Raw genomic sequence first — 12,581 nt, forward strand, 5'->3', positions numbered from 1 at the left:
GCCCAAGCCCGATAGTTTTGGTTCTACGGGGCACTACTGGGACGACGAAGGTTGGTTGCTGCCGGTGCTGTGGGAGCCGTTGGCTACGCCCGTTCGGCCGAAGGACCACATCGCAGAGCTTGGTCCTCTATTGCCGCAGAAGTATTCGCCCATCCAGCCGACCACGGGCAACGGAAACCAAGGGGCTTATCTCGCCGAAGTTGGCCGTGAGGTCTACGAGTTTTTGATCGGCCCAATGGGTGTTCGCGACTCGGGTTATGCGTTGGAGGCATCCGATGTGGATGCGCCGCTCAAGCGCATCGACGATGCCATGCAGGCGATCATTCGCGATGACCCGAGTTTGGATGCGACCACGAAGGAGCAGACGGTTCTCTCTAGGTACGGGCAAGGGCTGTTTCGTCGTCGCATCTTTAACTTCGAGACTTCATGTCGGCTCACTAAGGTGAGTAATCCTAGGCTTTTGGTGGCAAGCCATATCAAGCCGTGGCGACTGTGCGAGGACTCGATTGAGCGACTTGATGGGGCGAATGGCCTCTTGCTTACGCCGCACGTCGACAGGCTGTTCGATCGAGGATTTATTAGCTTTGAAGACGGTGGTGATGTGTTGCTATCGCGAAAGCTCGATCACATCGACTTGGATCGGCTTGGACTGAGCGAGGCGTGTGCGAATGGTTGTGGTGTGTTTCATCCTAAGCAGGCGACTTATCTCGCCTATCACCGGAGCAACGTCTTTCTGCGGTGATGCGCCGGCGATTCGTCGGGGATATTCGCTCTCGTGCCAGTACGCATGATACTGATGGTAGTGCGAGCGTAACGCTGACAGGAGTTGGTTTTTGCTTTTTTTGCGGTCTCAAAGCCACGCGCGGTGTCTTCTTGTTGTCGCGATTGGCCTCGGTAGCAAATGCCGAGAAGCGCGGGTCGAGTGAGTAGCACCTCAAACGACCCGCTGACCATCACCAACTTCTGGAGCGTTGATCATGGCTGTTCGCGATCATACGGGACGCATTCGCCCGTCCATTCCCCTGAGGGCACCTTCACTTCCTGTTCCGGCGGCTCGCGTTCTGCGAGCAGAGCAGCAAAACCGGGGTCAGAGTCCATTTTCTGGCTGCGGGCATACAGTGACCGTTGACATGACGATTCTCCTGGCACGGGTGGAAACGCGTGCATCCCGGAGGTGGCGGGAGTCCATACCATCAGCCTCTGACAACCACACCGCTGTGCGGTGCTGGGCCATGATGGGCTATCTGGGTGTCGGTGCAACGCATCTTCGGTCGTTGGGACATCTTGCAACACTCCCGCTGCTCACGCAGCCTTTAATGTGTTGCAACGACCGGCTGAAACCGCAGCCCCGAGCGGACGTCGCATGGATGCCTTCGCTGAAGTAACTTCGTCGACGTTACTTGTGGCCGATCCCGAACAGGAGAAAGGCCAGGCCTACGATCACGACGGTCGCCAAGGCATTGGCTGCGGAGGCGATCAACGCGGCTCGGAGAAGGGATATTTTCAGAATTCTTGCGTAAATAGCAGTTTGTGCAAAACCGTACCAAGCACAACTGAGAAGCGCGATAGCAAGACCAAGCAAGAGCCAGTACGTATTTCCGTTGACTAGGATGGTGGTGGCAATCGACAGGCCCAGCGCGAACGGTGCCAGCAGATAGCAATGAATGTAGAAAGGCTGACGAAGCGTCTCCCGGTCCACGGGGGACTTCTGTTGACGCAACATGCCGAACGCACCAAAGAGCGCGAAGAGGCAGTAGATGACGCTGCGAGTTGCAATAACACCCTGCTCGGTGGCGAAGAGCTCTCTGCCAAGCACGGTATTGGCCTTTGCCATGCCCGTGGGCGAGCTGAGTTCAATCACATGCGCCACGACCACGGTAAGAATGAGCATCAGGGGTGGACCGATCATTTCTGTAAACTGGCGGTCCCGATCCTGGCGTAATTGCCGTTCTGTATAGATCGCGACAGCCACGGGATGGCGAAAGGTTCGCCACAGGGCGCGTGGGTAGAACACGAGCCAGCTCATCACCTCGTAGAGGAACTCTTCGAGCGATTGCAGAATGCGCATGAAGTCCATCGGCGTCCTCCGGCGAACAGCGTGCAGTGAAATTCGCTTGGTGTGTCTAAACCTTGCGCGTCGATGTCTTCGACTACATCGAGGTCTTCTACAATCGAACCCGTCGCCACAGCCATCTCGGTGGCGTCAGCCCAGAGGCCTTCGAGAAGGCCTCACAGTGAGGCTGGCTAGTGTCGTAAATCCCGGGGCAGTCCAGTTTCGTCTCAATCTACCAATTCCAACGCAGGCCAACCTTGCCATCCCAGGCGTGGAACCCACGATTGCCGAACCCCTTCTGGTAACCCAGGTTCGCGTAAAACGATGTCTTCTGGCTCAGTTGCCAACTCATGCCGCCATTGAGTTGCCACCACGTGCCTTTGATGCTTCCGTCAAAGGGAACGAAACCGTCGTCAGAGGAGAAGGCCGTGATCGGTTCGCCCTTGAATTCCTTCCACACATTGAATCGCAACCATCCCGTGAACAGTCGGCGAATACCTTGATCGGTGGGTTCCAGTGTCCAGGTATTGGCCCAGCGCAGTCCGGCGCGTCCGACCAGTGATTCAATGTTGCTGAAAGCGACCTGTGCGGCGGCGTCACTACTGCCGCCGCCATTGATGCGCTGATAAATCACCTGCAGCTGGGGCTCCCATTCCTGCGCATCGTGATAGAAGGGATAGCCCCCCTCCAGCGACGCTGCCCACCCGAAGTTGGCACGTTTCAAGGCGTAGTTGTCCGCCGATTGGGCGCTAGACTTGTACCAGCTTCCTTGGAGTACGGCATCAAGGTACGGCCCCTGGTGCCAGTAATGTGTCCAATAAAGACCAAGCGACTGCGCCTTTACGACATTGCGACCGGCATAAGTGTCGTCCCAGTTGGTGACGCTGCTCCGGATGCGACCATCCGCCAGATATAAGCCCGTAAAGTCACGCTGATCGTTGTCGTGCTCCTTGGCGTAGATATCCAAGCCACCCTGCAGCGTCACCTGGTTGTAGTCATAGTGCGGACTCCCGCCGTAGATGCCTCGATCACTTCCATCTACATCGCCTTCTTCGCCGATGACGCGTACCCACGCGGCGTTGAATGCGCCGCGTTGCCAAAGATCCGTTCGTCCTTCCAACTGCTGCTCATCGCCGACGCGTTCGTGCAGGTTTCCGAGCGTTCCCCAGCCATAGCGCAACGCCATCGCAGGCAACGCGGTGTATAGCGAGACCTCGGGACGGTAATCGGGTGCCAATGCCGGATCCGGTGTCGGTGGTTTAGGCGGAATGGGAGTCGGTGGCGGGTCGACGGGCGTTGGGGGCAGCGGCGGCGACGGAGGTGGCGACGGAGGTGCCGGTGGTGCTGGCGGCACCGGCGGCCCGGCGCATGGCGGAATGGGTGCGTTCGGATGCGAGCAATTGATCGCTGAACTGAGAAACCAGTCTTGTTCGGTGCCGGGCGTCACGCCGCCGCGTTGAAGGGTGTACTCGTAGGGACCGGCAAACACTCGATGGGTCAGCGCGAAGGCGTCCGACGCTGTGACGCCACCCACCATCGCCAGTACCACCGGGATGCCGTCATAGGTTGTCAGTGCGCCACCGCCGCCACTGTTGGTCACCGCGATGTGCGACGTACCCGTGGCACTCCCTCCATAGATGATCAAGCGATCGGAAGGCGAGTAATCGGTATCCAGATAGGTATGGATATCCAGTGTGCCATCGCCGCTGTAGTTGTTGACGGTGAGCGTCTTATAGCTCGCTGCGAGGGTTGGATCGCCTGTGGGCGCTGTAAAGGCGATGGTGCTTGGATCGTTGATGAGATCCGAGATATTGGAGTTGCCCGTCATGGTCCATGTGGATTCGACCAGGGTGACGTTCGACTGGCTGTCCGTTTCGGTTCGCGCGTCGCCGGTTACTCGCGACAACTCAACACGCACGTTGGCCAGGCCGGCCGTGGCAGTCGTCCCCGGGGGCAGACTGACAGGGCCCGACGTCAGGCTTCCAGGCGAGACGCTCGCAGACGAGGGCTGGGATGCAGTCGATGCGTCAGCATCCATTGGGGGCTCCGCCGAAATGGGCAAAGGAGGAGCTGGTTGCGTTAGCGCAGGCACGGGAATGTCTGCCGTCGATCCCACATGAAGCCAGCGGTGCTGGGTCGCTGTGTCGGTGCCTTCAGCCGTTGAGTTGGCGAGTGTTACCGAGCCGATGCCGGCCACGGCGATGATGGGGCCCGAAGCGCTGACCAGGGTGCTTCCGTTAAAGCTGGCACTCGACGGCTGCGTCGTGCCCGACGCTGGATCGTCGGCTCCGTAAACCAGGAGAGCCGCTGCGTTCGTGCCCGTCACGTTTATCTGCGAACTATCACCCAGCACCGTTCCGCCATTCAACGCCACAGCGCCGTGAGCGCCTGCGCCAGATGTATTCAGTGAAGTTCCATGGAGATCAACCAGGCTTCCGGCGTTGAATGCCAGCGCACCGAAAGCCGAGCCCCCGCTCGTTGTCACCGAGCCCGATGTCGAATGAATGTCGCCGCCGCTGAGTGCGTAAAGTCCATGGGCGAGAGCACCACTCGTCACGATGCCAAGGTGGTCGGCATCAATCGTGGCCCCCGACGGTTGATATTCGCGTTGAGCCACAGCGCCGTAGCCCGAGTCCGCCAACGTGGTGACATCGACATCATTGACCGTGACTTGCGCAGGCCCATTGGAAGAGCTTCGCTCTTCGGAAACGGCCCAGATGCCATAGCTGTTCTGGCCGTGGATCAGGACGTTTGAGGCATTTAGCGTGAGGTTGCTATTGTCTGCGCCCACGCCGCTCGATTGGCCCGTTCCCCACGTTTCGAGCGTCATGTTGGATGCCGTCAGATTGCCTCCCAACCTCGTTCCGATGGCGAATGCCTGGGTGCCTCCATGTGTGACTATGGTGCCTCCATCGATCGTGGCTGAGACATTGGCCTTGTCCGCCGTGATACCGCGCGCCCGTTCTCCGTATGTGGTGATGTCCACGTTCGTTGCATCGAGCGTCGAGCCGTCAACCCAGATACCGACTGCCTCGCCTAGCCCCTCGGTGGTTACCTTGACATTGCTGAGTGTCGCTACCGCGCCGTAGCGAAGTGCAATTGCCGTCGCGGTGCTGTTCGCGCCCGTGGTGACGCTACTGTCCTCGACGCGAAGTTGGGTCCCCGGTGTGCCCGCCGGTACCGTTAAGCTGTCCAGGTAGATGCCATACGGGGCGAGGCTTCCCGACGCGTCGTACAAAATCGACGAGCCGGCAAACACATTCACCTGAGCACCGGCGACGGCATAGATGCCAGCGCGTGAAGACTTTCCGGTCACCTCAATTGCAGTGTCGTTGAGATCTGCCACCGAACCGGCATCCGTCGCGTACAGCCCGTAGTTGAATGCACCGGTCGCCGTCAACGTGCTTCTACTGATCGCAACATGTCCACCCGTGTCGACACGCGCCGCAATCGACGCAGAGTTTGGCGTGGCTGTGGTGGCATAGGCGTTCGACTGGATCTGCGAATCGCTCAACGACACGAGGCCGCCATTCGAAGCCCAAGCCCCGGTGGCGGTGAGCGAGCGGGCGCTTGTCGTAACGACGCCACTGGAGAATGTGATGGAGCTTCCCGCGCCATCTGCGCGCAACCCGTTCGCGCCAGTGCCCGCGGCGTAGTCGACATCAACGGTGCTGTTGCTGAGATCGATAAGGCCTTGGTTGCGCGCAAGGATTCCCCGAATACTGCTGGAAGCCACTGTCTGATCGTTGAGGATACGTACGGCCAGACCATCCCCGCTGACGTGGGCGCCGGTCTCGGCCATCACGCCCCACTGTCCGTTTGACTGCCCCGGCGCATTGATCACCAGCTGGGTGTTCGTCAAATTCATTTGAGCGCCGTCGCTGGCCGTTGCGCCGTGCAGATTGTCACGACGCGATAGCGCACTGAAACTCAAGCGGGCGCCTGATATCTGCAGCAAGCTACCGGCGCCGATGGCAACGAATCCCTGCTGTGTATTCCCCTCAACACCGTTGGTGATCTGTCCACCAGAGAATGTGATCTTCCCTCCGGACATCGCACGCGCACCGATGGTGTTTACCGCATTGAGCGACACGTTCACATTGTTGGCAGTGATTGCTCCCGTCTGCGTGGCATTGAGGCCAGGCACGGCGGCAGCGGTTACAGCGATGGACGTGTTGCTTGCCGTGCACTGGCCGCTAGATAAGGAAACCGTTCCGGCAGGACACGCTGACTGCCCGTGGGCGGGATAGAGCATCGCGCTTACAAGGCATGCAGCCAGCGGTCGGAGAATTAGGCCTCCAAGGGCGCGCGGGCGACCACGCGGTACGCCTGTAGCCGTTATCGTCCACTCCGGTTTCCCGGGCTTGTTGAAGCTCATGACACGACCACCTCTTGCAGGTGCACCCACCAGCAGCGGGTGGGCCGCTTTACGGGCTGGATCGAGAAACTGAGCAACGAATTGCTTGAACGACAATGGGCGCGATACCGCCGGCGCCGGCACACACGCGGTCACATTCGACGCCCATGCAGCGCGGCCCACGGAGCGTGGTTGGGCGCCCGGCTATTGCACGAGATCGCCGACAAGCTTCCGCTGCGGCCGGCCGCCTATCCCAGCGAAGATGCATACGCAACCGCAAGCAATCTGACCTGCGCCGCAAGATACTTCAAGCGAAAATTTACGGGCGTACAAGTCCGTAGTTTTACCAGTACCAATCGAGCAGCAGTACGGCTGACAGTTCCCGTGTTGGTGAGCCGATCTCGTTCGATGGGTTGATAGAAGATCGCTGATTTCGTCTGGCTTCGGGGTCCGCATATGGACTCCTCCCCATTGCAAACACTCTGTTCTTTGGCTCCCTGAGTCGACTGCTCACGTATATTCGGCCTCTGACTGCCACATCGATCAATCGATGCTCGGCCTTGATGGGCTATTCGCGCGCTGGCTCCCGATCGCTTTCACGTGCCTGGGAAGCGGTGCGACTGGTCAACGAGTGTGGTGTAGCCGTGACGCAGGCGGCCCGTGATCTGGGGCTGCATGAGAACGTGCTGCGCAAATGGGTAACCAGCTGCAATTGAATCGCCCCTGGTTCTTAGGAGGATCCAACTCTTGAGAAGACGGAGCCATGAACAAGTCGAACAAGTTCTCACCTGAGGTCCGCGAGCGCGCAGTGCGCATGGCGCAAGAGCACCGCGGGGAATACCCGTTGGGGCGCGAAGGCACGGCGGTGGCGCGCTGCACGGTTAAGCGGCTGATGCGCCGGCTCAGCTTTGCCATCCAGTTCGATTAGCGCATCCCTCAGCTGCAAACCCCATCCCGGTTACACAAAATTCTGCACACGCTCCCCGGACTTTGGTGACCCGAAAAACGAAACGGCCGCCCTGAGGCGACCTTCGATGGTGTTGCTTGGGGAATGAGCCGGCACGGCAGACGCCATGCCGGCTCCAATCTTCATGCCGTGCTTACAGATCCACGCCGAAGCCGGCGCCGACCGAGGTCTGCGAGCCGCTGGCCGTGGCGCCCACGCTCACATGCATGTTGCTGCCAAGCGGCGCCGCGTAGCCCACCGAGATCGCGGAGCGGCCCGATTGCGACCCGACGCCTGCCGCGATGCGGCCAATGCCAGTGGCGCCCGCCGCATTGATCGCCATCTGTGTCGACGCTGCACTCATCGCACCCGATTCGTCGATACGCTTGTTGACGTTCTGGAACTGGTCGTTCATTTGGCTGCGCAGGTCAGTCAGCGCCTGCTGGTTGCCGACGGTCGCATCCGTATAGGCCTTGGCGGCATTCAGTGTCTGGGTGGCGCTGGCATCGGTATAGGTCTTGGCAGTGGCCAATGCCTGGTCGATCTGGCTGACGTTGGCTGCGTCCGTCGGCGCCGTGCCGGCGGCGACGTTGGTAATGCGACGCTGGTTGGTGGCCGAACCCACCGATACGGTGTTGGCCTGATCGGCGACCGAGCCCTGGCCAAGTGCCACGGCGTTGGCCGCCGTCACCGATGAGCCCTGGCCGATGGCCGTACCCGAGGCGGCCGTCACCGAGGCGCTTTCGCCCACGGCGACGGCATTGGTCGCCGTGGCTGCAATGGTGGCATTGGCGCCGACGGCGGTACTGCCATCGGCATTCACCTTAGCGTTGCCACCGAGCGCGGTGTCGTTCGGGCCGGCTGCGTAGCTGTCGCCGCCTACCGCCGTGCCGTGATCACCACCCACGGTGGCGTTGTTGCCCACGGCGACGCCACTGGAGCTGGCTGCTACCGAGGCGGTGCCCGAGCCATCGACGGCAATCGTGCTGGGTACCGAACCGCCCACCGGCGTCTGCTGCAGGGCAGTGATGGCCCCCTGCACGATCGACATCTGGCTGTTGAGCTGGGTGATCTCCAGCGCGTCCTGGCTTTCCAGGCTGTTGAGGGTGCTGAGTTGACCGAAGTTCACCGCGTCCGTGCTTGCCGTGCCGGCGGCAACGTTGTGGATCACCGTGCCGTTGGCTCCGCCCATCGTGACGCTGTCCATGCTTGCCGCGTCATAGTTCACCGCCATGGCGCTGACCTGCGACATGCCCGAGGTAACGGCCGAGGTAAGCTGGCTTAGATTCACCGCGTCGGTGGCCTGAGTGCCGGCTGCGACGTTGGACAACTTCACGGGCGTCGTGCCGTCACCCAGCGCCACCGCGGTTCGCGTGGCATCCGCATACGTCACGGCGACCAGCGCATTGCCGCTGGTGTCGATCAGTCCCGAAGCCTGCATCTGCGAAACGTTGACCGCATCGGTGGCTGCCGTGCCAGCCGTGACATTGGTGATGCGACTCGTGAATTTGGTGCCACCCGTACTGCCGTCATTACCCACCGATACGGTGTTGCTGACAGATGCCCGCGCATTGGCACCCAGGGCGACCGCGTTGTTGGCTGTGGCTTGCGCACTGGCACCCAAGGCGACCGCGGAGCTGGCGCTGGCGAGTGCACTGGAACCCAACGCCATCGCATTGGTGACCTGCGAGCTCGCCCCGGAGGGAGTCTTCACCTGCGCGCTGTAACCAATCGCAACGGAGTTGCTCGGCATGGCGTTCTGAGGCGCCGCCGGGTTCTGGCCGAACGCCGAGTAGTTATAGATGGATGCGAGTGCTCCCAGCGCGACGTCATTTTTACCTGCCGCCGCGCCGTAACCCAGCGCGGTGCCGTATTGCGTTACGTCGGTGTTGGAGCCAATGGCCGTACCGTAGTTGTAGTAGTACTGATTCCCCAGGGAATCCTGATACCCATCAATCGTCGCCCAATTGCCCATGGCGGTTGCATAGGTGCCATTGGCACTCACGTTGTAACCAACGCCGGTGGAGTAGGTGCCCAGCACGGTGGCATACGTACCCACGGCGACGGTATCTCTGCTGCCGGTCTCCGAGAAGGAGCCCACGGCGACCGACGCACCTGACTGGTTGATGGCGTTGAATCCGATCGCGGTGGAGGCTCCGCCCTCAGTCATGGCGTAGCCGCCGATCGCAACTGACTGGTCACCCACGGCAATGGATTGATTGCCGATACTAATCGCCTGTGCACCGCTGGCCGTGGAGGCGTTGCCGATAGCCACGGTCGAGCCACCCGAGGCAATGGCCTGGTAGCCGCCGGCGATGCTGTAGTCGCCTTGTGCCAATGCCTCGACCCCCATGGCCGTGCTGGCGACGCCTTGTGCCTGCGCCGCAAACCCCACGGCTGTGCCAGCGGTGCCCTGTGCCAGCGACGAAGGGCCGATGGCCATGCTGTAATCGCCAGTGGCCGAGGCGGAATTGCCCATGGCCATGGCATTCGCACCGCTCGACACGGTGCCAACGCCAAGCGCGATGGAGCCGGTGCCAGACGCCACCGCGCTTGGACCGATGGCCATGGCGAGATCGCCCGAGGCTGCTGCCGCCTGCGGGTTGCCTGATGCATCGTAAACCTCTGCATTGCCGTCGACGTCCACCGCGACTCCACCCAGCGCCAGACTGCTGCGACCGGTAGCCTGCGCATTGGCACCGACGGCGATGGCATTGAGGTTCGTTGCGCCCGCGCCGAAGCCGAGCGCGGTCGCGTAGTCGGCGCCGGTAACGGCGCTGTGGCCGATAGCCGATGAGCCGATGCCCATGGCTGTCGAGTTGCCGCCCACGGAGGTGGTGTAGTCGTCCAGGGCGAAGCTGTTGTAGCCCAGGGCGGTGCTTTCGGTGCCGAGCGCCGTGCTCAGCGCACCACCGGCCACGCTGCTGGTGCCAAGTGAAAGCGCGTTGTCGCTGCCATCAGCAGAGCCGTCGGCAGAGAAATAGACGGGCGTGGTGGGATCGGTCGGCGCGGGCGCGGAGGTTTGCGGCGTCACTTGCGGCGTTGTGTGCTGGCCCGGAGCATCGGCGGCCATGGCGGACGTTGCCGAAAGCGCCATGCCGATGGCCAGCGACAGCGCCGCCACGCCGGAACGCACGCACTTGGCACGGCCACCCTTGCCGTTGGCCTTGGCCAACTCGCTGGCAACGACGGTTGTACCCAGCGACTTGCTCCAGATCTTGCTGTGAATCTTGTTCATGGAATTCCCCGAATAGTGGTTCCGTGTGCATGCGCCTGCTCGCCGTTGATCGGCGCTGGAATGCGTCATGCAAATGTGCTCGGACGTCTAGACGTCCAATAAAATGGGATGAAAAATCGGCGACCTCCCTGGATCGGGGACAAGCTGTCCCGCGGCGGCTTCGAGAAGCCACCCAAGTCGCAAGGAAGTTCACTTGCGAGGAGCCCGAGCGTGCCCGGGCCCCTCGCAGTTCAGGCTGGCGACCGACCGCTTACTGGTAGCTGCCCAGCACGCTAACCCCGCTGAAGACCTGGCTTCCGCCCGAGACCGTCACGTTGTAGGTGCCCCCTGCCGGTGCGCGGAGCGTTACCGCTTCGGTATTGGTGTTCGCGTGCGCCGACACCCATGACGAGGCGCCAAGGGCCACGGTCAGCGTGACGTCACCCGTGCCACCCGAGGTGCGGAAGGTCAGGGTGGACTTGCCAGACGGCACCAGCAGAGTGAACTGCTGTGACGCACCGGGAGTGCCCTGCGTGGTAACCGCGACATTGTTGCCCAGCGCAGTGATGACCGGCGGCGGCGTGGTGCCAGACGGCGGCGTGCCATCGCCCCAGGTATAAGCCAGCTGGTTGAAGGCGCTGATGTCGAGCGAGCCGAAGCCCGTGGTGAAGTCCCAGCCCGGCGCGCCGTTGTAGCCATAAGTCGTGCCGGCAAGGTACACACCGTTATTGCCCGACGTCACGTCATGCAGCACTTGTGGCGTGCTCGGGAAATCCCGGTACATGTCGCTGGCCGGGAAGCCGATCGAGTTGTTCGCGTAGGTCTGCGCACGCGCAAACACGCCCACGAAGATCGGTGAAGCGAGGCTGGTGCCGCCGATGCCATACCGCTGGCCGTTGATGTAGATCACGGCGCCGGTGACCGACGATGCATCGAAAGCGATATCCGGGAGCTGGCGCGCGGTCGCGCCCAGCGCCGTGGCCTGCCACGTGGGAGCCGCCTCGAACAGGCTCACGCCACCACCGGTGGCCCAGATGCGGTTATTGCCGTCGCCAGCATCCGCGATGCCGTCATTCCAGGTGACTTCGCCTGCCCATGCGGTGCCATTGGTGGTCACTTCCGTACCGCCGACGGCGATCACATACGGCGACGTCGCCGGCTCGCTCGACGAATAGGTGCCGAGGCTGAACGGTGCAGGCAGCACCACGCCAGCGTTGGTTTCGAACTCCCCTCGGGTCGCGGTGTACACACCCTGGTCACCGGAAGCGACCGAGAAGGTCTGCCCCTGTGCCACGGCCTGGGCAAAAATAGCGTCATCGGCCGCCTGGTTGCCCGACTGGTTGGCCGCCGTCTCGTCTTCGCCCAGCGACACGTTGATGATCTTGGCGATATTGTCCACGACCGCCTGGTTGTAGGCAGCCGTGATGCCGGCGTCGGTCAGCTCCTCGTCATAGGCACCATAGAGGCCGTTGGCCGCCGTGTAGAACACGAGTTGCTTGACGCCACCAGACGTGCCGATGATGGTCTGCGAGTCCAGGTTCCACTCGCTGTCGCTGTTCTGGTCATCGGAGAAATCCCGCTCGCCCGAAAGCGTCACCGGCACCACCTTGACGTTGACCGGATTGAGGCCGTTCACCGTGGTCATCGTGTTCAGGTCGGCCTGCGTCTGGGTAAGGTCGCCCCAGGTAATGATGCCCACCGTAGTATTGTAGGCCGTCGGGGTGTTCCCCGCGTCATAGATCAGCGGAAACTGCGTCGGCGGATGCAGCACGTTGGCCGGACCCGACTGCGTGCCCGTCGCGGTCGCCGAAGAAAGCTGTGCACTGACGTGGCTCAGCGGATGTTTCACGCTGACATTCTGCAGGCCGGTCACCGCGCCGACAATGCCACTCAATGCCTGGGGCACCATGGCATCGCTGTCGTTGCCAAACCGCAACTTGCCGTTCTCGGTGTACGACTTCATCGTAGCGTTGAAGGCCTTGCTCACGGCGGCGGCATTGCCGTCCGC

The 12,581-nt window shown here is 61.8% G+C and carries 6 protein-coding genes and 2 pseudogenes; 4 read left to right on the forward strand and 4 right to left on the reverse strand.

Translation table 11 applies throughout. The features are described 5' to 3' along the window. A partial coding sequence (locus VFG49_RS14485) for an HNH endonuclease signature motif containing protein (RefSeq protein ID WP_324861718.1) occupies positions 1–742 on the forward strand: 742 nt, incomplete at its 5' end. 654 nt (positions 743–1,396) lie between these two features. Here VFG49_RS14485 and VFG49_RS14490 read toward each other — a convergent pair. Next, entirely contained in the window at positions 1,397–2,077 is a 681-nt protein-coding gene (locus VFG49_RS14490) for a hypothetical protein (RefSeq protein WP_324861720.1), read from the reverse strand. Positions 2,078–2,133: 56 nt separating this feature from the next. Here VFG49_RS14490 and VFG49_RS14495 point away from each other — a divergent pair. Next, a pseudogene (locus tag VFG49_RS14495) lies at positions 2,134–2,238 on the forward strand (IS3 family transposase); the annotation flags it as partial. 47 nt (positions 2,239–2,285) lie between these two features. Here VFG49_RS14495 and VFG49_RS14500 read toward each other — a convergent pair. Further along, positions 2,286–6,431 (reverse strand): autotransporter outer membrane beta-barrel domain-containing protein, encoded by a 4,146-nt coding sequence (locus tag VFG49_RS14500; RefSeq protein ID WP_324861722.1) that lies wholly within the window; start codon positions 6,429–6,431, stop codon positions 2,286–2,288. A 542-nt stretch (positions 6,432–6,973) separates the two neighbouring features. On the opposite strand from VFG49_RS14500, the pseudogene VFG49_RS14505 reads away from it, so the two are divergent. Then, a pseudogene (locus VFG49_RS14505) lies at positions 6,974–7,111 on the forward strand (transposase); the annotation flags it as partial. A gap of 62 nt (positions 7,112–7,173) precedes the next feature. Further along, positions 7,174–7,338, forward strand: a complete 165-nt coding sequence (locus tag VFG49_RS14510; RefSeq protein ID WP_324861729.1) for a hypothetical protein — start codon at positions 7,174–7,176, stop codon at positions 7,336–7,338. A gap of 172 nt (positions 7,339–7,510) precedes the next feature. Here VFG49_RS14510 and VFG49_RS14515 read toward each other — a convergent pair whose 3' ends face one another. Further along, a complete protein-coding gene (locus VFG49_RS14515; RefSeq protein WP_324861725.1) occupies positions 7,511–10,594 on the reverse strand; it encodes an ESPR-type extended signal peptide-containing protein in 3,084 nt (1,027 codons plus the stop codon). 250 nt (positions 10,595–10,844) lie between these two features. Then, on the reverse strand, positions 10,845–12,581 hold a 1,737-nt coding region (locus tag VFG49_RS14520; protein WP_324861727.1), incomplete at its 5' end, for a S53 family peptidase.

The organism is Dyella sp., assembly GCF_035685885.1.
GTDB lineage: Bacteria > Pseudomonadota > Gammaproteobacteria > Xanthomonadales > Rhodanobacteraceae > Dyella.

Excerpts from the sequence above, each read along its gene's own strand:
- VFG49_RS14515 (WP_324861725.1), bottom strand. The coding sequence starts at position 10,594 with ATGAACAAGATTCACAGCAAGATCTGGAGCAAGTCGCTGGGTACAACC.
- VFG49_RS14490 (WP_324861720.1), bottom strand. The coding sequence starts at position 2,077 with ATGGACTTCATGCGCATTCTGCAATCGCTCGAAGAGTTCCTCTACGAG.
- VFG49_RS14500 (WP_324861722.1), bottom strand. The coding sequence starts at position 6,431 with ATGAGCTTCAACAAGCCCGGGAAACCGGAGTGGACGATAACGGCTACA.
- VFG49_RS14510 (WP_324861729.1), top strand. The coding sequence starts at position 7,174 with ATGAACAAGTCGAACAAGTTCTCACCTGAGGTCCGCGAGCGCGCAGTG.